At 56.2% G+C, this 25695-nt stretch carries 24 protein-coding genes; 12 read left to right on the top strand and 12 right to left on the bottom strand.

The features are described from left to right. Positions 1-80 precede the first annotated feature (80 nt). Together G437_RS0107720 and G437_RS0107715 are read right to left on the bottom strand one after the other, a co-directional pair. Complete coding sequence (locus tag G437_RS0107720; RefSeq protein WP_024331989.1) at positions 81-536, bottom strand: DIP1984 family protein; 456 nt, start codon at positions 534-536, stop codon at positions 81-83. 680 nt (positions 537-1216) lie between these two features. Further along, complete coding sequence (locus G437_RS0107715; RefSeq protein ID WP_024331988.1) at positions 1217-2191, bottom strand: acrylyl-CoA reductase family protein; 975 nt, start codon at positions 2189-2191, stop codon at positions 1217-1219. A 124-nt stretch (positions 2192-2315) separates the two neighbouring features. Here G437_RS0107715 and G437_RS0107710 point away from each other — a divergent pair, with 124 nt between their 5' ends. Then, a complete protein-coding gene (locus G437_RS0107710) occupies positions 2316-2882 on the top strand; it encodes a YbaK/EbsC family protein (protein ID WP_024331987.1) in 567 nt (188 codons plus the stop codon). A 26-nt stretch (positions 2883-2908) separates the two neighbouring features. Then, positions 2909-3547 (top strand): nucleoside/nucleotide kinase family protein, encoded by a 639-nt coding sequence (locus tag G437_RS0107705; protein WP_024331986.1) that lies wholly within the window; start codon positions 2909-2911, stop codon positions 3545-3547. Between the two features lie 106 nt (positions 3548-3653). On the opposite strand, the gene G437_RS0107700 is transcribed toward G437_RS0107705, so the two are convergent. From G437_RS0107700 to G437_RS0107690, 3 genes are all read right to left on the bottom strand, one after another. Next, the gene (locus G437_RS0107700) at positions 3654-6128 is read right to left on the bottom strand and encodes an MMPL family transporter (protein WP_024331985.1); all 2475 of its coding nucleotides are present in this window, start codon (positions 6126-6128) and stop codon (positions 3654-3656) included. Between the two features lie 25 nt (positions 6129-6153). Further along, complete coding sequence (locus G437_RS0107695; RefSeq protein WP_024331984.1) at positions 6154-6783, bottom strand: TetR/AcrR family transcriptional regulator; 630 nt, start codon at positions 6781-6783, stop codon at positions 6154-6156. A 103-nt stretch (positions 6784-6886) separates the two neighbouring features. After that, positions 6887-7165 (bottom strand): Lrp/AsnC family transcriptional regulator, encoded by a 279-nt coding sequence (locus tag G437_RS0107690; protein ID WP_024331983.1) that lies wholly within the window; start codon positions 7163-7165, stop codon positions 6887-6889. Positions 7166-7436: 271 nt separating this feature from the next. On the opposite strand from G437_RS0107690, the gene G437_RS0107685 reads away from it, so the two are divergent. Together G437_RS0107685 and G437_RS0107680 are read left to right on the top strand one after the other, a co-directional pair. After that, positions 7437-7760, top strand: a complete 324-nt coding sequence (locus G437_RS0107685; protein WP_024331982.1) for a histone-like nucleoid-structuring protein Lsr2 — start codon at positions 7437-7439, stop codon at positions 7758-7760. A 70-nt stretch (positions 7761-7830) separates the two neighbouring features. Further along, positions 7831-8568, top strand: coding sequence for a phosphoglyceromutase (locus G437_RS0107680; RefSeq protein ID WP_024331981.1), 738 nt, complete (start codon positions 7831-7833; stop codon positions 8566-8568). Between the two features lie 76 nt (positions 8569-8644). Here the strand turns inward: G437_RS0107680 and phoU are convergent, their stop codons facing one another. Next, entirely contained in the window at positions 8645-9319 is a 675-nt protein-coding gene (phoU, locus tag G437_RS0107675) for a phosphate signaling complex protein PhoU (RefSeq protein WP_024331980.1), read from the bottom strand. 138 nt (positions 9320-9457) lie between these two features. Here phoU and G437_RS0107670 point away from each other — a divergent pair, with 138 nt between their 5' ends. The 4 genes from G437_RS0107670 to G437_RS10970 all read left to right on the top strand — a co-directional run bounded on the left by G437_RS0107670 (position 9458) and on the right by G437_RS10970 (position 12896). Then, a complete protein-coding gene (locus G437_RS0107670) occupies positions 9458-10597 on the top strand; it encodes a sensor histidine kinase (RefSeq protein WP_024331979.1) in 1140 nt (379 codons plus the stop codon). Positions 10598-10645: 48 nt separating this feature from the next. Continuing rightward, positions 10646-11368, top strand: a complete 723-nt coding sequence (locus G437_RS0107665; RefSeq protein WP_024331978.1) for a response regulator transcription factor — start codon at positions 10646-10648, stop codon at positions 11366-11368. Positions 11369-11506: 138 nt separating this feature from the next. Beyond that, complete coding sequence (locus tag G437_RS0107660) at positions 11507-12040, top strand: CarD family transcriptional regulator (protein ID WP_024331977.1); 534 nt, start codon at positions 11507-11509, stop codon at positions 12038-12040. Positions 12041-12044: 4 nt separating this feature from the next. Further along, entirely contained in the window at positions 12045-12896 is an 852-nt protein-coding gene (locus G437_RS10970; RefSeq protein WP_024331976.1) for an IspD/TarI family cytidylyltransferase, read from the top strand. A 111-nt stretch (positions 12897-13007) separates the two neighbouring features. On the opposite strand, the gene G437_RS0107650 is transcribed toward G437_RS10970, so the two are convergent. Then, entirely contained in the window at positions 13008-14327 is a 1320-nt protein-coding gene (locus G437_RS0107650) for an MFS transporter (RefSeq protein ID WP_024331975.1), read from the bottom strand. A 118-nt stretch (positions 14328-14445) separates the two neighbouring features. On the opposite strand from G437_RS0107650, the gene ispF reads away from it, so the two are divergent. After that, positions 14446-14949, top strand: coding sequence for a 2-C-methyl-D-erythritol 2,4-cyclodiphosphate synthase (ispF, locus tag G437_RS0107645; RefSeq protein ID WP_024331974.1), 504 nt, complete (start codon positions 14446-14448; stop codon positions 14947-14949). After that, entirely contained in the window at positions 14930-15748 is an 819-nt protein-coding gene (locus tag G437_RS0107640; protein WP_029769456.1) for a spermidine synthase, read from the top strand. The genes ispF and G437_RS0107640 overlap by 20 nt, the downstream gene beginning before the upstream one ends. A gap of 188 nt (positions 15749-15936) precedes the next feature. Here G437_RS0107640 and G437_RS11350 read toward each other — a convergent pair whose 3' ends face one another. Beyond that, positions 15937-17904, bottom strand: a complete 1968-nt coding sequence (locus G437_RS11350; RefSeq protein ID WP_024331972.1) for an Ig-like domain-containing protein — start codon at positions 17902-17904, stop codon at positions 15937-15939. A 413-nt stretch (positions 17905-18317) separates the two neighbouring features. Further along, positions 18318-19436 carry a methyltransferase domain-containing protein gene (locus tag G437_RS0107625; RefSeq protein ID WP_024331971.1) on the bottom strand — a complete coding sequence of 373 codons (1119 nt, stop codon included), beginning with the start codon at positions 19434-19436 and terminating at the stop codon, positions 18318-18320. 47 nt (positions 19437-19483) lie between these two features. On the opposite strand from G437_RS0107625, the gene cysS reads away from it, so the two are divergent. Both cysS and fucP read left to right on the top strand, forming a co-directional pair. Then, entirely contained in the window at positions 19484-20980 is a 1497-nt protein-coding gene (cysS, locus tag G437_RS0107620; RefSeq protein WP_024331970.1) for a cysteine--tRNA ligase, read from the top strand. Positions 20981-21135: 155 nt separating this feature from the next. After that, positions 21136-22467 carry an L-fucose:H+ symporter permease gene (gene fucP, locus G437_RS0107615; protein WP_024331969.1) on the top strand — a complete coding sequence of 444 codons (1332 nt, stop codon included), beginning with the start codon at positions 21136-21138 and terminating at the stop codon, positions 22465-22467. A gap of 170 nt (positions 22468-22637) precedes the next feature. Here fucP and G437_RS0107610 read toward each other — a convergent pair whose 3' ends face one another. The 3 genes from G437_RS0107610 to G437_RS0107600 all read right to left on the bottom strand — a co-directional run bounded on the left by G437_RS0107610 (position 22638) and on the right by G437_RS0107600 (position 25695). Beyond that, positions 22638-23498 carry a sugar phosphate isomerase/epimerase family protein gene (locus G437_RS0107610; protein WP_024331968.1) on the bottom strand — a complete coding sequence of 287 codons (861 nt, stop codon included), beginning with the start codon at positions 23496-23498 and terminating at the stop codon, positions 22638-22640. 18 nt (positions 23499-23516) lie between these two features. Next, the gene (gene iolG / locus G437_RS0107605) at positions 23517-24512 is read right to left on the bottom strand and encodes an inositol 2-dehydrogenase (protein WP_024331967.1); all 996 of its coding nucleotides are present in this window, start codon (positions 24510-24512) and stop codon (positions 23517-23519) included. Positions 24513-24618: 106 nt separating this feature from the next. Then, on the bottom strand, positions 24619-25695 hold the full coding sequence (locus tag G437_RS0107600; RefSeq protein WP_024331966.1) for a transaldolase family protein: 1077 nt from the start codon (positions 25693-25695) through the stop codon (positions 24619-24621).

The raw sequence follows: 25695 nt of genomic DNA, 5'->3' as shown, positions 1-25695 counted from the left end.
CTCCGACCATTACCCCACTGGCTACCACAGGTGGACCAAAAGGTCCGGGTTGCATTCGCCGCAGATGGCTACCGACAAATTCAAATTAGCTCAGTTGTCCAATTGAGCTCCTGCAACTTCAGGTCTAGCAGGCGATATTCTTTAGCTGCCTGATCAGCGCGCTCGCGCAACGTTGCAACTGGAAAGGCGGGCACGAACTTTACCTCCATGCGAGTAAAGCGATCCTGGCGTTCAGCTGCCTTATCGGCCAGCACGGTGAAGAATTGGTAGCGGCGTTGGGCATCGTCACGATCGGCTAAAGCATCCGAAATAGTAGCTTCGCCGGAAAAAGAAGTAGCTGCGTTAGTGCGGTTAATGCGAACCACCAGCTGGCGGAGTTTTAGATGCAATTCTTCGGCCTGCTCAATGAGCTGGGCCGGATCCTCGGCAGGAGTCTCGCCCTCCTGCACCCGAGCCACGTTCTTAGCGCGTTCTAAAAGATGCGACAGACGGGCTTGGATCTGCGAACGCTCGGACAGGGCTTCTGCAAGTTTCATACTTCCTCCTCGAAACATTCTAAAGCATCGTGCCTACGGGGATCGTGCAAGGTAGAGGTTGGGGCAGCACCCTAAGCGTTGGCCCGCTATTTTGTTCGCCCGCATCCGATCCCTACCTTTGTGTTCGCGCTGGCGTTAGGTTTGCTCGACTGTTTAGGGGCAACTAGGTGGAAGAGAAGTTAAAAACAGTAGCGGGACGGCCTTGCCATCCCGCTACTGCGTTCCCCATCTCAGAAAAGAATATGAAGTTTTCCCCATCTAGAAGGAAGTCTTTCAACCCCTTGTGCCCACAACTATAGGGAAGGAACCTTGGGATAAAAGTAAACTTACCTTGGAATTTCCTGGCAATTTGGGTTCACCAGTGAAAATATGCCGAAAATGGTTTAAAAATGCCGTGTGAAAGTAGATGCGTGGCACTCCCGGCACCAGTCACCTCTAAAAAATTGCCGCAGCAGATAGCACAAGATACTGCGAGCACTCTGGGCTTAGATGGAGTGTGGGCAGCAGTTAAAAGCAGTAGCGGGACGGCCCTGCCGCCCCGCTACCATATTCCCCATCTCAGAAAAGATTATCTGTTGTAATCCCCATTGGAGGCCCTCCGGCCTCACAACCCCGATACTACGAACCCTCCCTGAGTGCTTAGTTAAGCGATCCTAAGAATTTCCTTAGGAAAATTATCTTCAGCAATTTCCGCCAATGCGCACCACCGTGCGACCTAAAGCGTTGCCCTCGGAAATTTGCTCCAAAGCTTGACCCACCTGGTCAAGAGCAACGGTTTGCGCGAGCGTTTGCAACAGGGCCCGATCCACGCCCTCCAGCAAATCCCCCCAAAGCTTCGCGCGCAACTGGTCGGGCAGGAATGTCACAGAAACGCCGAGCACATTAACTCCCCGCAAAATGAGGGGCAGCACATTGGTCTGCAACTTATTACCGGTGGCGTTGCCAATAACTGCAACTGAAGCGCCCGTACCCGCCGAACGCAAAACCCAATCGAGAGTTGGCCCGCCAACAACATCTACGGCCCCAGCCCAACGTGATTTTTCTAGAGGGCGCGTGCCAAAATCGGGGTAGGAGGTGACCTCTGCTGCTCCCGCCTTACGCAAGAGCTCAACAGCAGATTCCTTCCGCGAAAAGGCAATTACCTCCCGACCTGCCCCGGATAGCAGAGCCGTGGCCAAAAGCCCCGCTCCGCCACTAGCACCTGTAACCGCAACAGGCCCATCCGGCAAACCAACCGCATTGAGCTTGTGCACGGCCAAAGCCGCAGCATATCCAGCTGTGCCGAACGCCGAAGCAGTCCAAGTGTCCATTCCCTGCGGTAGGGGGGTAACCCAAGACGCAGGTACCCGCACGTACTCGCAGTAGCCCCCCGGATGCTTCTCGGAAAGAGAAGCACCAGTCACGGTAACCGCAGTGCCTAGGGCCAAATTAGAAGAACCAGGATCCTCGATTACCCCACTCACGTCACAACCGCCCACAAGCGGCAACGACCTAGCAATTGGCGCCTTCCCGGAGGCGGCCAAACCATCTTTGTAATTTACGGAAGAATATTCGGCTCGGATCAGAACGTCGCCCTCGCCCAGGGCATCCTCGCCCACCTCGCACACGCTCCCGCGGGCGCGCCCGTCACTATCTTCTAGTAAAAAAGCTTTCATAGGCTTAATGTTACAAACAAAGCTGTGACCAGGGAAGAAAAACCTATCTTTCAGATCTTGGACTCCAAAATGAAAGCTTTTAGGCTCCGCGCTAGCGTAAACACAAGCTAATAAGGAGTAGCACATGAGCACCATCGCAGGAATTGGCACCATCAAGCCGGAACCCGCCCTCGACCACCTCGACCTCTTGGCCCAACCCGTGGCTACAGGACTCAAAGCGGTAATTGACGCGAATCCGCATTTGGCCGAGCACGCGCTAACGGTAGAAATTGACCCCGATCTAGCCGACACCGAGACGATGACCAAGGCTTTCGGCATGGACCTTGCGCTTTCCGCAAACTGCATCCTCGTGGCCGGGAAACGTGCAGGCGAAGAACGCGTAGCCGCCTGCCTGGTGCGTGCCAACACGTTTGCCGACATAAACCACGTAGTAAAGAAAATCTTGAACGTGCGCAAAGCTTCGTTCTGGCCTCAAGAAAAAGCTGTCGAGGCCTCCGGAATGGAATACGGCGGCATCACTCCGGTGGGCATTCCCGGATCCTGGCGGCTCCTAATTGATGCGCGCGCTGCCGAAGGTTGGTCTTGCATCGGCTCTGGGTTGCGCAAATCTAAACTTTTCGTAACTGGTGAGCTGCTGAAGGCCCTGCCGGGGGCCGAAGTTATAGAAGGCCTCGCCACCGAAGCCAAGTAGGGGCACGGCCAAGTAGAATAGGCGGCGTGGAAACAATCCAGGGAAGTCGCGCCCAGATAGTAACCCAACTGTTGGTGCGGATCGGCAAGTTGCGCAAGGATCCGGCTGCGCGCCTACTAATTGGCATTGCTGGCTGCCCCGGAGCTGGCAAGACAACTCTCACTCACCTGCTGCTCGATGCCCTGCCGGAGGCAGGTTGGGTCCCTATGGATGGTTTCCACTTTTCGGATGCTGTGCTGGCAGACAAAGGGCTCTTAGAACGCAAGGGAGCCCCCGAGACCTTCGACACGGGCGGATATTTTTCGGCGCTCAGCCGCCTGAAGCAAGGTGGCGAGGACGTATACGTGCCCTCGTTCGACCGGGATTTAGAACAGCCGCTGGCAGCGGGCATAAAGATAAGCTCCACCTGCAAGACCATCATTTCCGAGGGCAACTATTTGCTATTGCCACGGCCGGAATGGGCGCGGGTGCGCGAATTGTTTGACGAGGTTTGGTTCGTCGACACTCCGCAGGAGCTGCGCATTTCAAGACTCGTCAACCGGCATATGCGTTATGGCAAAACTCCGCAGTTCGCCCGCGAATGGGTGCAAGAAGTGGACCAAACTAACGCTGCCCTGATTGAGGCGGCAACAGGCCGGGCTGATTTGGTGATCCCGTTCGACTAGTTGTCCCGGCGCAAACACCGTGTCGGGCCCGCTTCGCCCCTGAATAAAGCTCGAATAAAGCGGGTGGGGGCTGCCCTAAGGCAACCCCCACCGTGGATGTTAGGTGTTAGTTAGCTGAACTTGAACTATTCGCTTCTAACGTGGGGTGCTCCAAATTTGCGCCCTCGACGTCAAGCTGCGGCAGAATCTTATCCAGCCACTTCGGCAGCCACCAGGCAGCATCCCCGAGCAAGTGCATCAGCGCGGGAATGACCAGTAGACGCACAACGAAGGCGTCCAAAATAATTCCCAGTGTGAGGCCGAATCCGATCGACTTGATCATTGGATTCGAGTTGAAGATGAAGCCGGCAAAGACTGCCGTCATGATCGTTGCCGCTGCAATCACTACCGTGCGCCCCGAGTGCAGGCCTTCGCGCACCGCCTGGCGTGCTGCGATGCCCTTTGAATGGGCTTCCTTCATGCCGGAAACTAGGAATAGCTGGTAGTCCATGGCCAAGCCGAACAAAATGCCCGCCATCATGATCGGCAGGAACGACAGCACAGGGCCGGGGGTGGTGATGTTGAACAGCGAAGCCAAATGGCCGTCCTGGAACACCCAGGTGACGCCGCCGAATGCTCCCAGTACAGAAAGAGCAAAACCGAGCGTTGCGGTTAGCGGAACCAGGATAGAGCGGAACACCACCATCAAAATAAGGAACGAAAGCCCCACGACAATGATCAAGTAGGGAATAAGCGCGTCGGAGATAACTTCAGAGACGTCGATCATCGCCGAGGTAGTACCGGCAACTCCCATGCGGAAGTCTCCGTCCATGCCACGCAGCTGGTGGACCAGATCTTCCGTCTGCTTAGCGGACGGGCCGTGCTTGGGAATTATCTGGTAGGCGACCAGTTTGTGGTTATCGGAGATGCCGGCGGGCACCGCGGCTTCGACCTCGGAGAATTTGCTGAGGCGTTTGCCAATTTCTACCTGTTTTGCACTTTCGCTTCCCTTGTCGATGGGCTTGTCCATTTCAGCAACGGCAAGCAGGGGGCCATTCGTGCCTGCGCCAAATTTGTCTTTCATGATTTGGTAGGTCTGGTGGACCTCGGAATCTTTGGCCTCGGAGGAAGCGTCGGGTAGTCCCAGACGCATGTGCAAGGCGGGAATCGCTATGACCACTAGCACCGCGAGTCCAACGATAACGGTGGTTACTGCGCGAGTGGTGGACATGGGGGCAGGCAGTTGGTGCGGTTTGGGGTGGCGGCCAAGTCCGTGGCGAGCCTTCTTTGGCAGTATGTGCAGCCCAATTAGTTTCAAGAGGGCGGGGGTCAAAGTTACCGCTATCAAGATGGCTATGAGCACAGCAAAGGCGCCTACGGTCCCCATCATGCCGACGATAGAAATACCTGTGACGTTCAATGCCAGCAGGGCGATGATAACGGTGGAGCCGGCAAACACCACAGCCCCGCCCGAAGTGCCGTTGGCAACTCCGATCGAATCGATGAGTCCCATTCCGCGCAGCAACTGTTTGCGATGCCGGTTCAAGATGAACAAGGAGTAGTCAATTCCCACTGCCAGGCCCAGCATCAGGCCTAGTACGGGGGTAACCGAGAACATGTCAACTACGCCAGAAAATGCCATTGCGGTGGTTACTGCTACGGCAACACCCAGCAATGCATTCACCAGGGGCAGTCCGGCACCTATGAGGGTTCCGAGCATAACTAGCAGGACGATCCCGGCCACAACTACGCCTGCTATCTCGCCGGGGCCTACCATCTGTGGCATGGTGCGGGCCAGATCGTTTCCAAAGTGTGCTTTGACCCCGGCCATGTCAGTGTTATTGATGGCCTTCATCAGGTCGGCCTTCGTGTCTAGCGATACGTCAGTGAGTTCCTTGCGGAAAGAAATTGAGGCGATTGCGGCGCTTCCATCCTTGGAAACCATCCGGGTTCCGGAGGCAAGCTCCGCTAGGGCCTTGCCGTCTTCGAGCTGTTTGGTCTTTTCAGCCAACTTCGCCTTGCCGGCGTCGAGTTCTTGCTGCTTCTGCTCCAGCAGTTGTTTTTGCTGATCTAGCTGGGCTTGCCCGGCGGCAATTTGCGGCGCCTCGGGAGCAGCCGCCTTGGCCTGGTCCAGTTGCTTCTGGGCGGCATCGAGGCGTGTGCGGCCCTGCTCCAATTGGGCCTGTCCGGCGTCCAATTTACCGCGCGCCTGGTCTAGCTTGCCCTGGCCCGCAGTGACTTGTTCTTTAGCCTGATCAAGTTTTTGCTGGGCTTCGAACGGGTTAGTAACCGCCTTTACGTCCTTGAATTTCTTGGCGTTGGCCAAGGCGGAAGCAATGCCCTGTTTTTGTTGATCAGTGAACTTCGAATCAGCTGTAAAGACGATCTGAGAATTTCCGCCAGCAGCCTTCTTGAAATTTTTCGAAAGCTGATCTGCAACCTTCGAAGTAGGGGTGTTAGGCAGATTGATAGTAGTGGACATGGGGCCGTGGAACAGCCCGAATCCCACAAACGACAGGGCGAGGACAACTACCCACGTAGCTATAACCGCCCACGCGTGCCCGGCGCAAAATCGGCCCAGGCGTTGTAACAGTTTTGCCATAAGTCTTCCTTTAGGAAATAGGGACTTACCGGGCTAAGCCGGCACTCAGACGCGCAAATGCGATTTGCAGGGTTTCCTGCCATTGCCGGCGAGCTTCAGGGGAAACTTTGCCGGGAATGGGGGAATACTTTTCAACCCATTGACGGGCACACACAGACACGGCAAAAAACAATGCTCCGACCGTGAGGCGCATATCAAAGACGGAAACATTGGGATATTTGCTGGTCAGCCGCTTCCGAAAATCGATGCTGAGCTGACCAAAAACTTGCTCGGACAGCTGCCGTGTTTTTGTCTGCCGCTGGCTAAAACCCTTTATTACCTGATCAAAATTAGCGATTAGGTCGGCGAGGTCGGCCTCGAGCAGCGCCGTGGCAGTATTTTGGAATAAGTCGCCTGCATTCGCGGTGGGCGAAGGCTCGCCGTGATCCAAAATTATGTTTCCCAGGGTGAGTATTTTCTGGGCACAATATTCGACTACTGCCTCGTCCAATGATTCAAAGTGATTGAAAATTGTACGTCTGGACACGCCTGCTTCGCGGGCAAGTCCGGTTGCGGTAAGCGCGCCCAAATTGCCGCCCTCGATAATAGTTTCGAGGGCGGCAAGAATAGCCTCCTTAGATGAAGGTGCTGGGAGCGTCTTACGTTTTTCGTTCACGGGAAGACTCTACGCTGGCGTTGCACTCAGTGCAATAGCGCAGTTGAGAGATCTGACACTGTAGAATGTTCTACCAGGTGGCGGATACCTGAGTGTGCAGAGGTCAGTCGAGTCCGATGTCGAAGGCGGCGTCTAGATCCTCGCGCGAGTAAGTGCGGAAGGCTAGATGGGTAATTAGTTTTTCCACGCCGTCGACCTTTGCAATCTGATCGGAAATAACATTCGCGATGTCGTCGTGGCTGGCGACTCGAACAATGGCAATAAGATCTGCCTCGCCAGTGGTTGAGTAAACTTCAGCTACGCCGTCGATGGCAGCTACCTTTTTGCCCACGCCGGTGATCTTGGCTGGCGTTATGTTGAGCATGACGATTGCAGTAAGCATTAAGCCTCCTAAAAGTTCACCTAACCTTACCTTTAAAATGGGGCAGATGGGATGTATTAGGTGTGCTCAGCGCCGCGCAGGAACGATTAGTAATTTCTAATGTGCAAGAAGTCGAAGCTGAGAATTACCTAGAAGGCTCCGCCCTCGTCCCTGTGAAAGGGGAAATTTGCAACGAAAAGAAAACCTTTTCTAAGATTCATTATCTATTGCATCAAAGGAAAAAATCGTTATACGGTGTGAGTGACCCGAAACCTACTAGGAGTACATAATTATGGCCAAGATGGTAAAAACAATTCTGCTCGACGACATTGACGGCTCGCAGGCTGCATCCACTGTTCAGTTCGGATATCAGGGCGTGCAATACGAGATCGATTTGTCTGAAGCGAACGCGAAGAAATTCCAAGATCTAATTCAGCCCTGGGTCGACGCTGGCCGCCGCACCGGTGGACGCCGCCGTTCCGGTACCGCAGTAAAGGGTAAGACCAAGGCCGCTGAAATTCGCGAGTGGGCACGCGAGAAGGGCCTCGATGTTCCCGATCGCGGCCGTATCCCAGTCGAGATTCGCGATCGCTACGCTAAGGAAGTTGAAAAGTAGTTCGCTGCATTAGTGCAGTTGAGCCATTAGTCCTCGCTCAAACGTGCCCAGAGCGTGAAAGGATAAAAGTATGACTTATAAGCTAGTGTTGCTCCGCCACGGGCAGAGCGAATGGAACGCGAAAAACCTATTTACTGGTTGGGTAGACGTGCCGTTGTCGCAAACCGGTCGCGAAGAGGCCGTGCACGGCGGGGAACTCCTAAAGAAGGAGGGCATCCTTCCCGAGCTGCTATTCACCTCCATGCTGCGCAGGGCTATCTCTACTGCAAATCTGGCGCTAGATGCTTGCGACCGGCACTGGATTCCGGTCCAACGCAGTTGGCGGCTAAACGAACGTCACTACGGGGCGTTGCAGGGAAAGAACAAGAAAGAAATTCGCGACGAATACGGCGAAGAACAGTTCATGCAGTGGCGGCGCTCCTACGACAATCCGCCGCCGCAGATCGAGCTGGGCAGCGAATTCAGCCAGGACAAGGATTCGCGCTATGCGGGCGAGCCCATTCCTACCACTGAGTGCCTCAAGGATGTGCTTGAGCGGCTGCTGCCGTACTGGGAAGAAACTATCGTGCCCGCGGTAAAAACCGGCAAGACGGTGCTCGTGGCTGCCCATGGCAACTCGCTGCGTGCACTAGTAAAGCACCTAGACAATATTTCCGACGAGGAAATTTCTGGGTTGAACATTCCTACCGGGGTGCCCCTTTACTACGAATTAGACGAAGAAACCTTGAAGCCAGTCAAGGCCGGTGGCACCTATCTAGATCCTGACGCCCAAGCCAAGATCGAGGCCGTAGCCAACCAGGGCAAGTAAGTTTAGCCAGAAATTAGGGCCGGGATAAATTTCCCGGCCCTAATTTTGTCCCCACCCCTGGGGGGAGTCAGTCTAGTTATTCTTGCGTGGTTGAAAAGTCCTGCGCGTGTGCCACCGCGATGCCCTGAATTTGGAACGCCAGTCGGCGTGCAACCGAGGTGGCGTGGTCGCCAAAACGTTCCAAGAAGCGAGCGAGCATCAGTACGTTAGACAGTTGGGGGCGAGTCAATTCAATGGATTCGTCCAAGGCTAACTTGTTTATCTCGATTTCCAGATCGTCAATCTTGTCGTCCTCGTCTTGAATGCGCCCCGCCAACTTTATGTCCCTATCGGTGAGCGCGTCCACTACGTTGCGCGCTGCCTGGACCACTAGTTCGGCCATCTGATCGATCTTCTGCTGAATGGGTTCTGGGGCAGGCTTGTGGGGGTGAGACTGTCGCACGATCTGGGCAATGTGACGAGCTAAATCGCCCATGCGCTCTAAGGTTTGCGATACGCGCATCGACGTAATAACAATGCGCAAGTCGGTGGCAACCGGAGCTTGCAAGGCCAGTAGCTGCAGACACTGGTCGTCTACGTGGTCGGCGAGCTCGTCAATGCGGTCGTCGGCGTCAATGGTCTGCTCAGCAACCACCACGTCGCACGTATCCATCGCCTCGATAGCACGCTCAATAGCGCGGCGCACGTAACGGGACATGCGCAGCAAGTCCTGATCCAAGGTATCCATCTGAGCAACAAATTCTTGACGCATGGGGCTCCTCTTAAGCTCTAATCGTTCACCGTGTACTTAACCAGTGCGCAGTGAACTGAAGTGAGTATCTAAGTGAACAATGGGTTAATCCTACAGTTACATTCGTCACTTCGTCGTGCTATAGCGTATGTTTGAGTAATGAGCTTAGGCGTAACCATACTTGCGGCGCTACTCGGCCTCACTGTGGGAGTAGGCTCGATGGTCGCATACATGGTATCCGAAAAATCCCGCCAAAAACCCGTAGAAGTTGAACGCCCCGTACTATCTTCGGATGTGCTTTCGGTACTGGCGGTAATTCCAGGTTCTGCAATCGTCCTCGACAGGCAAAACAGGGTGGTGCGCGCTGGCGCCTCCGCCCTCGCCTACGGCTTTATCCGCAACGACAAACTGGTGAACGAAGAACTGCTGCGCGACGTCAGCGAATTGCGTGCTCAAGGGCGAGTAAGTGAACGTACACTAACCGCCGAACGCGGGGGGCGCCCCTCTACCCCCTTGAGGCTGCAAATCCGGGTGGCCCCCATGGCGCACGGGCACGTCCTCATCCTAATAAACGACGTTTCCGCCGCGGAACGCGTCCAAGATATGCGCGTCGACTTCACCGCCAACGTCTCCCACGAACTAAAAACCCCTGTGGGAGCCATCCGCCTACTTACCGAAACAATTCGCGAAAACGCCGACGACCCTAAAGCCGTCGCCCACTTTTCAAAGAACCTCGAAAAAGAAACGGACAGGCTAGTTTCTCTAGTGCGTGACATTATGGACCTGTCGCGCATATCTGTCGAAGACCCCCTAAGTAAAGGCATCGCCGTAACCGTCGACTCTGTAGTGCGTGAGGCCACCGACCGCTGCAAAATACTGGCCGAAAACGCCGGCGTCACCCTAAAGGTGGGCGAACCCTGCTACGCGCGCGTCTACGGAAACCGCGACCAACTCGTAACCGCCGTTCGCAACCTAGTCGACAACGCAATCCGCTATTCTGAACCCAACACGCCCGTATCCGTATCCGCCAAAGTCGAGGACGACTTGGTCCGAATCGCAGTAGTCGATCGCGGCATAGGCATACCCGCCTCAGCGCGAAACCGAATTTTCGAAAGATTCTACCGAGTGGACAAAGCAAGGTCCCGGCAAACCGGCGGAACAGGATTGGGGTTGTCCATAGTCAAGCACATTGCCGCCCAGCACAGAGGCACCGTGACCTGCTGGTCTACCGAAGGAGCCGGATCTACATTTACTCTTGTATTGCCGGAGGCTTCAGAACTTAGCGGCAGCCAAAACTAACGCAGCGGTGCCAAACGCGGCAGCGCCAACAAAGGAGGGGCACATTCCATGGTCACGATCATGGTGGTAGAGGACGAACCGAACTTTTTGGAACCACTGACCTTCAACCTGGAAAAAGACGGCTACCAGGTAATCGGTTGTGAGGATGGGGAAACCGCCCTCAAAGAATTTTCGGCAAATAACATTGACCTAGTCGTATTGGACCTAATGCTTCCTGGTGTCGACGGGGTTGAAGTGTGCCGGACAATCCGCAAAACGTCCTCGGTGCCGATCATTATGCTTACGGCCCGCGACGATGTGGTGGACCGCGTGGTCGGGCTCGAAGTTGGGGCCGACGACTACGTGTCCAAGCCGTATTCCTACCGCGAACTCGCTGCGCGCATCAAAGCGGTGCTGCGGCGGGGAGGCGGGGACTCCATAGAATCCGAAGTGCTCAAAGTCGGCCACGTGCGCATGGACGTAGAACGGCACCAAGTGCTGGTCGGGCGCAAAGAGGTAACCATGCCCTTGCGCGAGTTCGAACTGCTTGAACTTCTAATGCGAAACCGGGACCGCGTCCTCACCCGCGGGCAAATACTGGATCGACTTTGGGGTGCAAACTTTATAGGCGATACCAAAACTCTAGATGTGCACATCAAACGCGTCCGCTCGCACATTGAACGCAATCCCTCCAAGCCAAAACTGCTGCTAACTGTACGCGGGTTGGGCTACAAGATTGCTACCCCCAGGGCCAATAGCCACCCCGCCAAGTCCGAGGGCGGTACCGACTAGGCTCCGTCGAGGGGGCGGGGGCGGAAACCGCGTTCGCCAGGCCCGTTTGCCCGCAGCGATAACCGCAAAAATAGAGGGTTCGAAATTTACGCGCATGTTAGAATGGAGGCCTAAAAACTATGGTTAAGGGGCTAGAAAATGACCTTTGAAGTTGGCGAAACAGTCGTATACCCGCACCACGGTGCGGCCGTGATCGAAGACGTATCGACTCGCATGCTCAAGGGCGAAGAAAAACTTTATTTGACGTTGCGCGTGGCGCAGGGCGATCTGACCATCCAGGTTCCTGCCGAAAATTGCGAGATGGTCGGCGTACGCGACGTGGTGGATCAGAAGGGCCTCAAAGAAGTCCACCAGGTTCTAATGGAACAAAATACCGAAGAACCTACCAACTGGTCGCGCCGGTACAAGGCGAACGTCGAAAAGATTGCCACCGGCGACATTGTGCGTGTGGCTGAAGTAGTTCGCGATCTGTCGCGCCGCGACAACGAAAAGGGGCTTTCTGCTGGTGAAAAACGTATGCTTGCCAAGGCACGTCAGATTCTGATTTCTGAGCTTGCTTTGGCTCGCGACACCAACGAGGAAGAAGCTACCGCGCAATTGGACAAGATTTTGGCGGAATCTGATCCCACGCTGCAGGCGCAGGCTAAGGAAGAAGCGAAGGAAGAAGAATAAGCCGGTGCGGCCCATCTGGGCGGTAGTCACTGCCGCCGGATCAGGGACACGGCTGGGGTGCGGTGGGCCCAAGGCACTAGTTCAAGTGGCGGGGCGCGCAATGCTCAGCCGTGCACTGGATATTTTCCTGGCAGACCCGCAAGTGCAGCGGATCTGCGTAACCGCACCCGCAAACTGGGTTAGCCGATTCCAGGAACTTGCCGGCCCCCAAGTACAAGTTGTTGCAGGGGGAATTGACCGCCAGTCCTCGGTGCGTGCGGGTATTGCTTGCGTAAGCCAAGATGAGTTGTGGCCTACAGGTGGCACTGGGGAAAGCGGCTTTGCTGGGGGTGCGGGCGATGCTAGCGGCAATAGTGTAAGTGGTGTGCAACAGGAAGTAAGTGGCGATCCTATTTTGCTAATTCACGATGCTGCTCGCCCGTTTACCCCTGCCGCAGTTTTGCGCAGAGTAGTTAGCCAGCTGGAAGCTGGAGCGCAGGCTGTTATTCCGGCCGTTGCGGTTACCGACACCATTCGGCAGGTAAGCCCCGGCAGTGAAAGTGGCACAGACTCAACGGTAGAGCCTGGCGCAGAGCAGGCGGGCGCCCTCGTCGATAGGGCTCAGCTGCGCGCCATGCAGACTCCGCAAGGCTTTGACGCGGGTTTCATACGCCGTGCATACCGGCAGGTAGGTGACGTATCTACATTTACCGACGACGGGGCTATAGCACAGGCGGTGGGAGCGAAGCTGGTGCTGGTGCGCGGTGATTCGCTTTCGTTCAAAATTACTGTGCCCCTAGATTTACGGCTAGCCGAGGCTGTAGCCGCCAGTCGGGTTGCACCCGGCACCTGCGTTACAAAAGACCTAGATAAGTAGAGCTCCTCGAAACGCGCCCCAGCGGGCGTACTTCGGTCAAACTACATGCTTTCTGCAAAATGAAGTGTGCCTCATCCAGGCCGAACTTGTCCACCGCCTGCAGAGTCAGCCTTAGTGGCGAATGTGCTCTAGGCGGGCTTCTTTTGCCCTAACTGGGAGCAGCAACAACAGCCCAACAAGTAGCACGAATCCAATGCCCAAGATGCCGAAGTATGTTGCGTTCTGCAATCCGGTGATTTTTCCGCCTATCCAGATGGACACCCCGAACATGGTGGGGGCGAGCGGGGTGGCGGCACGGCCTGTAGTTTGGTACAAGCCGAATACCTCGCCCTCGTTCCCCTCGGGAATGCGCCGTGCCAAGAAGGAACGCGACGCAGATTGAGCCGGCCCCACCCAAATGCAAAGGAACAGGCCCAATACCCAGAACACGGCCTTGCCACCGTTGTGGAGGAAGAAAATAGCGAGGGCGGCCCCCACCAGCGAGGTGAGGGACAGTACCATCAAAGTCTTAGGGCCGAATTTGTCGTCGAAGTAGCCTAGGCCGAAGGTGAAGATTCCAGCTACCACGTTTGCAGCGACCCCAAATAGCAAGACTTCGGCGGAGGAAAAGCCAAAGGTAGTTGCGGCGATCATGCCTCCGTATGTGAACACTCCGGAAAGACCGTCACGGAAAACTGCGGATGCGAAAAGGAAGTAAAGCAGGTGCGGCGATTTGTGGTACAAGGTCTTTACTGTGTCCCACAGGTTTTTGTAGGACTGGAGGAAAGATTCGCGCTCCATGTTTTCGGCCCCGGGCACGGCGCGGCCAGGAACAGCTTTGAGGACAGGTAGGTATAGCACTAGCGACCAGGCGGCGGCCACCAGCATGGCAATGCGAATAGGCCAACCGTTCTGGCGTGGTACGGGCACGAAGGCATCTTGAGAAATGAGTCCAAAGTTTAGTATTAGTAGCAGGAAAATGCCCGCGAAGTAGCCGGAGGCCCAGCCTAGCCCGGAGACGCGCCCCACTGTTGCGGGAGTAGAAACTCGCGGCAGCATTGCGTAGTAGTTGACAGAGGCGAATTCGGAAAACACCGTGCCCAGCCCTAGCAGAAATACCCCCAGGTAAAGGTATCCGGGTGCGGGGCGTACGAAGGCCATGGCTGCCAGGGAAGCCACCACGATCATCGAGAATATTCCCAGCCAGGCGGTTCCTTTGCCGCGGCGATCGGCTCGTTGGCCTGTGATTGGGGCAGTAAGTGCCACGAGCAGCCCGGCTATGCCCATGCCGATAGACACGGTTTGGGTGGTGTGGTTTTCGGTGCCGAATCCTGCGGAGGTTAGGTAGACGCTAAACACGAAGGTGGTAGCCACTGCGTTTATTCCGGCGCTACCCGCGTCCCAAGCGGCCCATGCCGCCACCTGCTTTTTACTTACTGTTCTTTCAGACACTTATTCAGGCTATAACGAATACTTGAACAGTAGGAATACTGGATGGTATTTGCAGGTAAAGTTGGGCCTCCAGCTGCGGCCCCTGAACGGGCGAGCCGGGTTAGTTTATGCTGGAAACATGACCATGATTATTCCGCGAGTGGGCGTGGCCACCGATGTGCACGCGTTTTCGGATGACCCTGAGTGCGAGCTGTGGTTGGCGTGCTTGCGTTGGGAGGGGCCCGGCTTAAAGGGGCATTCGGATGCGGATGTGGCGGCTCATGCGGCTTGCGACGCGGTGCTGCAGGCTGCCGACTTGGGGGATTTGGGTTCTAATTTTGGAACTGACCGGCCTGAGTGGGCGGGTGCTTCTGGGGCGGCTTTTTTGGGCGAGGTTGCGCGCCTGGTTGCGGCCAGCGGTTTGCAGATTGGCAACGTGGCTGTGCAGGTGGTTGGCAACAAGCCGCGCATGGGGCGGCGGTATGCGGAATGCAACGCGGCTATGTCGAGGGCGCTCGGGGCGCCGGTTACGGTGTCTGCTACCACTTCCGACGGGCTTGGGTTTACTGGTAGGGGCGAGGGCGTAGCTGCCGTTGCGACTGCAGTGGTATTTCCGAGGCAAGATGGCGCACAAGAAGACTAAACGCGCGAAGCGCTCTGGCGGGTCTGCCCTTTTGCCCACGCGCTTGGACACTGGGATGCAGCTGGCACAAGTGCGCGAGTGGGGCAGCGGGTGGATGCTTTACCTGGATGGGGCTGAGTCGTCTTTTATCGATCCGTCCCGCCCGGAGTTACTTGAATTCGAATACCACCAGCACATGGATTTGCTGGTACAGGTGGCTTTTGGCCAGGAGCCTGTGCGCGCCCTCCACCTGGGTGGGGCAGGGTGTGCGTTAGCTAGGGCGTGGGTTTCCACCCGGCCGGGAAGCCAGAACACGGCTGTCGAGATCGATCCGGTGTTGGCCCAGAAGGTGCGGGAATGGTTTGCCCTGCCGCGCTCACCCCAGTTGCGCATACGGGTTGGCGATGCGGCAACCGAGTTGGCTGCCACCAGAGCAGGTAGTTGGGACGTGGTAATTCGCGACGTGTTTGCAAATCGAAAGGTGCCTGCCTCCTGTACTACCCCAGGTTTCTTTTCTTCTGCCCTGCGGGCCGTTGGCGAGGGCGTATTTTTGGCGAACGTTACCACTGCAGAGGGGATTGGTAAGGCTAGGCAGCAATTGCAAATGCTTCGCGATGCGGCTGAAGAGCTGGGGCCTAAGTTGGCAATTACAGGAACTGAGGGGCCGGCTGTGGTAGCTGTGGCTGATCCGGCGGTAGTGAAACGCGCCCGGCACGGCAACATTGTGCTGGCGGGCCGATTGGGCGGTTGGGATGTGAACCAGATAGATCGCGCCTGCCGCCGTTTGCCCCTCCCGGCTCGCTGCTATCGTGCTCTTTAATAAGGCGTTAGAGCAGCGTTTTGGGCGTCGTGTTCGCTGGTGTGGGAATCTCTTTGGCTGATTGGGCGCTAGCGAACCAGGCCGAAATGCGGCCGACTTTCGTTGCATACAAGAAGATGGCTCTAACCCTGGGTTAGAGCCATCTTCAGAGCTGTTGCTACTTTTTAGAAATAGCAATACTTATTGTGCTAGTGCAGCGTCTTCCTGTTCTTGAAGATCGCGGAGCCAATTACGATTAGTCCCGCCGCCGCTAGCGAGAGCGGAAGAGCTACAGCCACACCGGTGTTAGAGAGGCGGGCGCGTTCTGCTGCCGGAGCCTTTTTCACCTCGCGGGACACCGGAACGGTCTGCCGAGCCGAGGGCGGTGCGGGTTTTTGTGCCGGGCTGGGTTCTGGTTGTGGGGTGGGCTTTGGTGCCGGGCTGGGTTCTGGTTGTGGGGTGGGCTTTGGTGCCGGGCTGGGTTCTGGTTGTGGGGTGGGCTTAGGCGTCGGGCCGGGCTCCGGTTGCTCGGTCACCAGTTCATAAACATAGGTGACCTCCTTTGTAACGCCTGCTTCAACTTTTCCAACTGAGGGCGAGTCGCTTGCTCCTACAGCAACGCCAGCCGCGTCGTAGACACGGCCATCCTTTGTGACGCCCTTCTTGGTAACCAGGCGGTACGTCTTTCCGTCCTTTTTGATTACCTCAGGTTTTTCTCCCTCTTCGGCAGCATTGTAATCAGAACCGGCTGCGCCGTCTTTAGTGTCCACTACCTTGTCTTTGATAACTTGGCCGGTAGTGTTGATGTAGTTGATGTTTACATTACCCTTAGTGGGCACCACTTTTTGGTAGACATAAGTGATTTCTTGGGTGATACCAGGCTTGAAGGATCCGGATGTTCTGCTCCCGTCTTTAGCGTAAGAGGGCTCGTTCTTCGGATTCTCGGCACGAACAAATTTGTAGGATTCGCGATCCTCCTTACCGGTGGAATAATGTTCAGTTTCGAGCCCTTTTTGTGGGAATTTAGTGACGGTTTCGTCAACCTTTAGTACGTTACCTGCCTCGTCGACTCTCTCGTAACGATGGGTCTCGATGAACATGCCTGGCTTATTATTGCCCTGACCAGAACTTGCACTATTGTTAACGCCGATCTGAATACCCATGGAATCATTCGGCCTCGAGTGGTTATCTTTATCTCTTACGGATAGCCAGTCAACGCTAGCAGTTCCTGCGGGATTTGCCGTAGTTATTACTATATATTTCTTACCGGCAGCTAGACCGTTACCTAGATTGACGCGCGTGCCGCCCTTTTCGTCTTTGTAAGGGGTAGCTTTCACCTCTTTGACATAGGCGGCATTCGGAGTCGGGTTAGGGCTGTCAGTGAAGGCCCTATCGTCAGTTACTTCGTAGACCTTGATAGATTCAAACGCGTCGTTGGTGTTGGATTCCCACAGCAACGTATGGTCTCCGTTGGGAATCGACTCCCCGTCGCGGTTGACGTGCCACACCTGAGTGATCCGTTTTTTGACCCCCGAAGAATCCACATTGATATTTGCCCCATGAACAACCTTATAGGAACCTTTGTCGCCGTTGCCATAATCGTACGAAAGCTCTTTCTTGTACGATTTCCCGCCTATAGTCAAGGCGACCGGATATAATTTCTTACTATCTGTTACCTGATCGTATTTTTGCCAAATGGGATCCTGGTAGTGAACAGTAACGTTATCCTTCTTTTCCACGTTCGCATTAAACCTGTGGAAAACGCGGTTACTTGCCGCATCGTAGACGATGTCAGTTATATATTTGCCCTCGGAAATCAGAGGGGTCAATCCAATTGGTGTTTCGATTCCCCCCGGCCGTACGTACTTGCCGTAGTCGATAATAAAGTAATCTCCGGCTTTCACGTCGTCGGGAATCTTCACGTTGAAGTCGATGTAGCCGGATTCGCCGATATAGGATCTAATGGGGTTACTTGGATTAAAATCCTTCAATTCAAGATTGCTGTAGTCGGGCTTCCAAGCGTGATGTTTAAAATCGAAGTTAGTAAACTCAAGCTTAGTGGAAACGTCTTTTCCGTTAGTCGGGGGAGCGGCGAAAGCGCTCGTAGTGCCAGCAATCATGCTAAGTGTTATAAGCATGGTGGCCAGTATGGCCGATATGTTTTTTGCTAGGCGCATACAACCTTCTCCTTCTGTTAGTTAGTGAGCAGTTTTGCCATAGAAAGCGGCGTAAGGATAGTGAAAATAGGCAGTCGCCTGCCGTGGCAGTGAGCATGTGTAGGGAATGGGAGTAAATGTGCCGGGCGCGAGAGTGCGCCGCGCTACCTGTGGACCTCCGGAGCTTTTGGGGGCGGGGCAGTGAATTCGTGTTTCGCCCACCATGGTATGCGCTTTAACTTTAAAGGTAAGAGTTTATTGTGAAATGTAATATTCGCCGCTAGTTCAATAGCGTATTAGCGCTGGTGGAAAGCGTTTATGCGGTGTCTACCATGGCGTACGTTGCGGTATTTTAGGTAAAGTATTCGCCAAATTGATTAGAAAATGTGACGCCGCCCCGGAGAGATATGCCCCGCTGTCGAATAAATGCGTGGCTAAACAATTCGCGACAGCATTACGGCAGTCTCGACGTGGTTAGTTTGTGGGAACATATCGAACATGCGCGCCCTGGTCGGCCGATAATTGTCTAATATCGCCAGATCCTTAGCGAGTGTCTTCGGGTTGCAGCTCGAATACAGGATGCGGCTGGCGCCGCCCTCATTTAGAACTGTGGCTAGCCTTTGGCCTATGCCTCGCCTGGGCGGATTTACCACAACGAGGGCGGGCACTTCAGTCTGTGCTAGTGCCCAGTCGGTTGCGTCGCCGATCTGGAATTTTGCTGGTAATCCTTGTGCCGCAGCGGCGTCGCGAGCGCAGCCTATTGCTGAGGCTATCGTTTCGACGCCGGATACCTCCCACCCGGCCTTGGCTAGGGTGAGGGCGAAGCCGCCTACCCCGCAGTAGAGATCCCACGCCTTGCCAGTAGGCGGGCCTGCCCATTGGCGGGCTTGCGCGTAAAGAGCGCGGGCAACTGTGGTGTTGGTTTGAAAGAAGCTGCGTCGGTCCAGTTGTAGGTCCACGCCTACGGGCATTGTCAGCCGGGCGCCCTCGGTAAGCGGCACCTCTTCGTCGCCTTCCAGCAAGGCTACGTGGCGGGGGTGCAAGTTGATGGAGGCGGCAACCAGGTTGGGCAGTTCAGCCTGCAAGCCGGCGAGGGCGCGCCGCAACGGCACGATTGAGGCGGCAGTGCGGCACACAAAACGTACTTGCAGTTCGCCGGCAGGGTTTGTACTAACGATTACCGTGCGCAGCTGGCCCTTGTGGGTGGCGGGGTCGTAAGGCTTCAAATCGGTTTTGGCTAACGCCCTCTTAAGGGGAGCGAAGGACGCCCTTATAGGCGGTTCGTAAAGGCCGCATGCAGTTAGATCTTGCACGCCCCCGCCGGGCGCCAAAATGCCCAACTGGTAGGGGCCGGAGCGGCCCTTTCGTCCCACAGCCAACTTTGCCTTATTGCGAAATCCGCGCTCAGGTCCGCAGAAAGGAGTATCCCAAAAATCCACCTTCGGGAGCAGAGCGGAAACTTTTGCCTGTTTAGAGACTACTTGGGCCTCATAGGGGGTGCCCATCAGGGTGCACGAGTGGCATTTTCCTGCATCAAAGTAGGAGCACTGCATGCCCCCTATATTAACCGCGTCGCTGTCTGCTTCGATACACTTGGATTGTGACTTTGAAACTACATGACTCCAAGACCCGTAAGACAACACCCTTCGAGCCCGTAAATCCGGGACAGGTTTGTATTTACGTGTGTGGGGCAACGGTGCAAGGAAGCCCGCACATTGGGCACATGCGCTCCGCGCTCGCTTTTGACGTTGCGGTCCGCTGGTTCCTGCGCTCGGGGTACAAGGTCACTTACGTGCGCAACGTTACCGACATTGACGACAAGATTCTGACCAAGTCGCAAGAGGAGGGTCAGCCCTGGTGGGCGCACGCCTACAAGTACGAGCAAGAATTTGCCAAAGCCTACCGGGACCTGGGCACGCTCACGCCCACTTACGAGCCACACGCTACCGCCCACATCCCCGACCAAATCGCCCTGGTGCAGCGCCTTATCGACGCGGGCCATGCCTACAGTGACGGCCATGGCAGCGTCTATTTTGACGTGCATTCGCTAAAGGATTACGGTTCCCTAACTCACCAGCGCCTAGAAGACCTTTCCACTACCGAGGACGAATCCCAGATCGACCAAGAGGTCGAAGCCGGCAAACGCGACCCACGCGACTTCGCCCTCTGGAAGGCAGCTAAAGACAGTGAACCGGAAACGGCCAAATGGGACAGCCCCTGGGGTAAAGGCCGGCCGGGGTGGCACCTGGAATGCTCAGCCATGTCGCGGCGTTACCTTGGCGACGAATTCGACATTCACGCCGGCGGAATAGACCTGCGTTTTCCGCATCACGAGAACGAACAGGCTCAGTCCCACGGGGCTGGCTACGGTTTCGCTAGGCGCTGGATGCACAACGCCTGGGTCACCATTAAAGGCGAGAAAATGTCTAAATCTTTGGGCAACTCCCTAATTGTGCAGAACATTTTGGAACAGTACCCGGCGGTGCTGGTTCGCTTCACCTTGGGTACGGTCCACTACCGTTCTACGGTCGAATACTCCGAAGAATCCCTGCAGGCAGCCGACGCGGTTTGGCAGAAATTGGCTGGTTTTGTTGCCAGGGCTCAAAAGGCTTTGGGCGGGGATGTGCTCGAGGGCGTCGAGGCGCCGAGTGGGGACCAGGTCTGGCGCCACTGGTACAAGCCGGAATCGTCCTCGGCAAAGCTGCAGTCCATCCCGGTAACAGATGCTTTTGCGCAGGCTCTGGACGACGACCTGAACGTAGCCGGGGCGCTCGCGGCGGTACACGAGCAGGTGCGCGAAGGCAACGCTGCCCTACAAAATGGGGACAAGGAAAGGCTGAGGCAGATAGTGCTGTCGGTGCGCGCAATGCTCGACACGCTCGGCCTCGACCCGGCCGGCGACCAGTGGGGTGGGGCACAAGCTGAAGATTCCCAGCAGGGCGCCCTAGATGCTTTGGTGCAAGAACTCATTAGCCAGCGCGCGAAAGCTCGGGCTGAAAAAGATTGGGCTAGCGCGGATGCTATTCGCGACCAACTAAAGGCCGCCGGCATAGTAGTCGAAGACGGTGCTGACGGAGCCCACTGGCACCTGGCTTGACCTGGTGCTTTGGTCCCACGAAGGAAAAGGTAAGGCCGCCTGTAGCGCTCCTCATAGAAAATGCGGATGTGGTATAGGCGGCATTTATCTTTAAAAATCGCAAACCGTGTGCGAAAGTTTGACCTTGTCGGTGTAATCGGACAAAGGGTACGTACATGAGCCAGATCGCCGCCTCACCTACCCAAAGCAAAAAATTGGGAATCGTTTACGAGGGCGCGGGGGCATCGTTTGCCCTCATGGTTGTGTGTTTTGCCGCCTGGGGAGTGGCCGCCACTATGACTGACCCCATGGTGAAGGTTTTTGGGTCGGTGTTCTCGATGGGGGCATTCCAGTCTTCTCTGGTGCAATCGGCCTACTATGGGGCGTACTTCTTTTTGGCGCTACCCGCAGCTTTTCTAAATGCGCGCTTGGGGTACAAGGCAGGCGTGCTTGTGGGCTTGGGGTTGGCGGCTGCGGGCGGTTTGATGTTTTACCCGGCATCTAAGGCCATGACTTTTGGGGTCTTTATTGCCGCCCTCTTTACGCTTGCTTCCGGCCTGTCTATTTTGGAAACGTCCGCGAACCCGTACGTGATGTCTATGGGACCGGAGGAGAATTCGACCCGGCGCCTAAATTTTGCGCAGGCATTCAATCCTATTGGGGCGAACCTAGGGGTTTTCATGGCGGCTACGTTTATTCTGCCCTACATAAGCCCAGCCACCCCAGCGGAGCGCGCCTCCATGAGCCCGCAGGTGTTGCGTGCCACCCAGTCTGCCGAGTTGCAGGCGGTGATGGGGCCTTACATTTTGTTGGCGGTAGTGTACGTGGCAATTTTGTTGGGCATTTGGTTTACCAAGTCGGCGGCTAGGGCAGGCCAAGCCGCATCCGAGGGCGGCTATGTGGCGGGCGATCCGCACGAGTCCCGCTTTTGGCGCCTTATGAAAAATAAGCACTACAGTTTTGGGGTGGTTGCCCAGTTCTTCAATTTGGGGGCGCAGACTTGCATTTGGACCTACACCCTGCACTACGTGACCGGTTCGCTTGGTATTTCGGATACGCAGGGCGGTTGGTGGCTGCAAGGTTCTTTAGGCGTGTTCTTGGTTTCCCGTTTCGTCATGGTTGCGATTATGGGCAAGTTTGATGCACGTAGGTTGATGGCGGCCATGTGTGCATTGGGAGTGGGGCTTACCTTGGTGGCGGTTCTTTCGGGAAACATTGTGGGGGCGGTATGCGTCGTGGCATTGTCGGCTTGTCTGTCTTTGCTGTTTCCCACTATCTACGGAGTAGCGTTGCAGGGGCTGGGTGACGACACGAAGTTTGGCGCTGCTGGCCTGGTCATGGCCATTTTAGGAGGGGCCGTGATGCCCATGGTGCAGGGGTGGGTGCTAGACAAGACCTCTGCTGCTTTCAGCTATCTGGTTCCGGCATTTTGTCTGGCGGTAATTTTGGCGTACGCAATTTATGTGGTGCGTTCGAAGGCCCCGCGCGCAGTGAGCGAGGTCGAGTAGTAAATCTGCTCCTTCAACCCTGGCTGGCCCGAGGCCCCTAGCGAAGTTGTCTTGGTAAAGACCGGGCAGGGCCTTCAGCGGGTTAGCAGGGAAAATCTTTAAAGTGACGCGCCCCGGGAGGACAGTGAAACCCGGGGCGCGCCTATATGGGATGGACTAGTTAGCGCAAACTAGGCCAGGGCTTTCAGGGCATTGTAAGAACGGCGAGCCATCTCGATCGGGCCTTCGCCTTCTGGGGGCTCTTCGTCGATCATGATGTCCTGTTCTAGGACGTAGTAACCGTCGAAGCCGGCTTCGTTCAGAGCATCTACCACCGCGCGGAAGTCGATGTCGCCTTCGCCAATGGGAGCGAACATGCCTGCGCGGACGCCTTCTGACCAGGTCAACTCGTGGGGGAGTAACTTGTCGGTCATATCCTTGTGGATGTCCTTGGCGTGGACAATGTCGACCCGGTCGGCGTATTTCTGGGTCAGTTTCACAATGTCGGCGCCACCGGCCGCCAGGTGGCCGGTGTCGAGGCAGAGCCCGATGGAGGATTCTGCCATCATCTTTTCGACCTCTTCGACGTTCTGCATCATGGTGCCCCAGTGCGGGTGCACGCAGGCGGTAACGCCATCCTTGGCGGCCCTTTCCTTGATGCGGTCCAAGTTGTGGAAGAGGGTCTTCCAGCCTTCGTCGTCCAGAACTGGACGGTCGTCGTATCCTTCGCGGCCGGAATCGCAGGCCAGGATCAAGTATTCGCCACCGGCTACCCGGAAGGCTTCGAGTTCCTTTTCAACGGCCGGCATAGGATCGTAGTTGGGATCGTGCATGATGGCTAGGAAGAATGCGCCAACCGGCTTTAGGTCGAACTTCGAAATGGCCTCGGCGCGGGCCTGCGCTTCAACGGGCAGCCAGCCTTGGGGGCCGAATTCGGTTGCGGTTAGGCCAATTTCTTTCATTTCGGTGAGCACGCGCTCCGGGCTCATCTGGTATCCCCAGTTCGGGACTTCACATACGCCCCAGGAAATGGGGGCTCCGGCGATTTTCATGTCTGTTCCTTCTTTGAGTTATGCGAGTGTTATTGGTTTGGAATTGTTGTGTGCGGATTCTTCTGCGGCTTCCGCAATGCGCAGGGCGGCGAAGCCGTCTGCTATGGAGGGCGAGATTTCTTCGCCTGCTTCGAGCGCGTCGATGAAGTGCCCCAACTCGAGGGCGTAGGCGTCGGCGTAGCGGTCTAGGAAGAAGTCCAGGTAGACGTCTTGAGCGTCGGTTACTTCGTTGTTTGAAAAGCGCACGGTGGTGGGGCGAATGTTCTCGGCGAACAGGGCCCCGTCTTTGCCGAAGGCTTCCAGGCGTTGGTCGTAGCCGGAGGAGCAGTGGCGCGAGTTGGTAATGGTAGCGACGGCGCCAGATTCGGCAATTAGGGTGATTACTGCTGCATCGAAGTCGCCGGTGTCGGCAAGTTCTGGATCCAGGTTCTGGCCGACTGCCTGCACGGTTTTGATTGGGCCGAGCATGAAGCGGGCAGTGTCGAAGTCGTGGATGGTCATGTCTTTGAAGATTCCGCCGGATACTGCGATGTACTCCTTTGGCGGTGCGGCCGGGTCGCGACTGATGATAGTTAGCTGTTCAATTTCGCCACCGATCTTGCCGTCGTTTACGGCCTTGCGCACTGCTGCGAAAGCGGGGTCGAAGCGGCGGTTGAAGCCGAGCATCACCTTGGCTTCGTAGCCTTCAATTCCCTTTAGCAGCTCAGCTTCGTCTGCTGAAGACATGGCGATTGGCTTTTCGCAGAGGGCGGCCTTGCCCGCTTTTACCGCAGCAGTAATGTGAGCTACGTGCAGCGGGGTGGGTGAACCGATGATTACGGCGTCGATGTCGTCTGCGTCGAACAGCTCCTGGGCGTCCGCCACTGCGCGGGCGTCGTAGGACTTTGCTAGTTTTTCGGCCGCTTCGATTACAGGGTCAGCGATTGCCACTAGACGGGCGTTCGGGTGCGCGGCTAGGGAACGGGCGTGAACCTGTCCTATTCGGCCTGCCCCAATTAGACCAAAGTTAATCATTTTTTCTCCTTATAGGTGAAGTGGAGTTAGGGACTTTTTGAAAATGCTGAAGGGGCTGATTCCACCGCGTGGTGTGTTAGCGAAATCAGCCCCTTCGCAGAATTGGTTACGGCTGCGGAAGAATGACGTCGCGGACGAGGGCGTCCAGGTTCGCGTTGTCGGCTAGGAAGCCGCGCAGGGTGCGAACGGTGGCGCCGAAGTGCAGGAATTCTTCCGGCTTCATGCCGTCGGGCTCGTAGGCGCGACGGAATTCGTCGATGGACAGCAAGGTCTTCATGATGTTCTCGGGGACGGGAGCGTCCCAACGTTCCACCATTTCGGCTCCGCCATCGTTGATGCGCTTTTGCCACTTGAACGGCGGGGAGACTACCAGGTCGCCACCGACGAGTTCTAGGTAGTGGTTGACGTTGCGGAAGGCCGCGGCGAGCATGCGCGAACGCAATCCGCGCTTTTCGAATTCGGCGGCGGCACGCTTGATTGCTGCGATGCCGGCCCATTCTAGGTGGCCGGGATCGATTACTAGGCGTTCGCGCTCGGCAACGATCTTGATCCAGTCGTCGAGGCGGCCGACCATCAAGGTTACTACGGGCCACATCTTCGAAATGTCTTTGCCTTCTTCTTCGCGGCGCTTCAGGCCCCGCTCAATGGCTTCGCCGGCTGCGACGGCCTGTGGGACGGTGAAGGAAACGGTTACGTTGCAGACGACTCCGCGGTAGGTGGCCTCTTCTAGCGCTTCGATGCCCACGGCCGTGGCGGGGATCTTCACGATGATGTTGGGAGCCATTTCAGAGAAGTGGACTGCCTGCTCAACTAGTTTTTCGGCGTTGCGGTAGTTGGCGGGAGTTGTCTGCACCGACAGGCGCCCGTTCTTGCCCTTGGATTCCTCGAAGGCTGGCTCCAAAAGCTTGGCAGCTTCGATAGACATGTCTTCGACGGTCTTCCAACCGATCTCGTTTTCGGTGGCCGTGGGCATTTCCTCGGCCAGCTTCTTGATGTGGGGTTCCCACACGTCCGGGTGGGCCTTCAGGGTGTTCAGAGCGATGGAGGGGTTGCAGGTTGCGCCCACCCCGCCCATCTTGATGGATTCGCTCAGTTCGTGGAGGTCGGACGAGTCGTTCCAGAGTGCTGTTTTAGTCTTCTGGGAGGCTTCGTAAAGCGGCCCGGGGGTGTATTCCTTCGTCAT

The organism is Winkia neuii subsp. neuii DSM 8576, from assembly GCF_000420405.1.
Lineage (GTDB): Bacteria > Actinomycetota > Actinomycetes > Actinomycetales > Actinomycetaceae > Winkia > Winkia neuii.
The sequence above is the reverse complement of the archived record's forward strand: the minus strand, read 5'-3'. Positions and strand labels throughout refer to the sequence as shown.

Coding starts and splice junctions, on each gene's coding strand:
- G437_RS0107670 (WP_024331979.1), top strand. CDS start 9,458: ATGAGCTTAGGCGTAACCATACTTGCGGCGCTACTCGGCCTCACTGTG.
- G437_RS0107690 (WP_024331983.1), bottom strand. CDS start 7,165: ATGCTTACTGCAATCGTCATGCTCAACATAACGCCAGCCAAGATCACC.
- G437_RS0107640 (WP_029769456.1), top strand. CDS start 14,930: ATGGCGCACAAGAAGACTAAACGCGCGAAGCGCTCTGGCGGGTCTGCC.
- G437_RS0107610 (WP_024331968.1), bottom strand. CDS start 23,498: ATGAAAATCGCCGGAGCCCCCATTTCCTGGGGCGTATGTGAAGTCCCG.
- G437_RS0107710 (WP_024331987.1), top strand. CDS start 2,316: ATGAGCACCATCGCAGGAATTGGCACCATCAAGCCGGAACCCGCCCTC.
- G437_RS0107700 (WP_024331985.1), bottom strand. CDS start 6,128: ATGGCAAAACTGTTACAACGCCTGGGCCGATTTTGCGCCGGGCACGCG.
- ispF (WP_024331974.1), top strand. CDS start 14,446: ATGACCATGATTATTCCGCGAGTGGGCGTGGCCACCGATGTGCACGCG.
- G437_RS0107685 (WP_024331982.1), top strand. CDS start 7,437: ATGGCCAAGATGGTAAAAACAATTCTGCTCGACGACATTGACGGCTCG.
- G437_RS0107715 (WP_024331988.1), bottom strand. CDS start 2,191: ATGAAAGCTTTTTTACTAGAAGATAGTGACGGGCGCGCCCGCGGGAGC.
- G437_RS0107680 (WP_024331981.1), top strand. CDS start 7,831: ATGACTTATAAGCTAGTGTTGCTCCGCCACGGGCAGAGCGAATGGAAC.
- G437_RS0107660 (WP_024331977.1), top strand. CDS start 11,507: ATGACCTTTGAAGTTGGCGAAACAGTCGTATACCCGCACCACGGTGCG.
- G437_RS0107720 (WP_024331989.1), bottom strand. CDS start 536: ATGAAACTTGCAGAAGCCCTGTCCGAGCGTTCGCAGATCCAAGCCCGT.
- phoU (WP_024331980.1), bottom strand. CDS start 9,319: ATGCGTCAAGAATTTGTTGCTCAGATGGATACCTTGGATCAGGACTTG.
- iolG (WP_024331967.1), bottom strand. CDS start 24,512: ATGATTAACTTTGGTCTAATTGGGGCAGGCCGAATAGGACAGGTTCAC.
- G437_RS0107625 (WP_024331971.1), bottom strand. CDS start 19,436: ATGCAGTGCTCCTACTTTGATGCAGGAAAATGCCACTCGTGCACCCTG.
- G437_RS0107600 (WP_024331966.1), bottom strand. CDS start 25,695: ATGACGAAGGAATACACCCCCGGGCCGCTTTACGAAGCCTCCCAGAAG.
- G437_RS11350 (WP_024331972.1), bottom strand. CDS start 17,904: ATGCGCCTAGCAAAAAACATATCGGCCATACTGGCCACCATGCTTATA.
- G437_RS0107665 (WP_024331978.1), top strand. CDS start 10,646: ATGGTCACGATCATGGTGGTAGAGGACGAACCGAACTTTTTGGAACCA.
- fucP (WP_024331969.1), top strand. CDS start 21,136: ATGAGCCAGATCGCCGCCTCACCTACCCAAAGCAAAAAATTGGGAATC.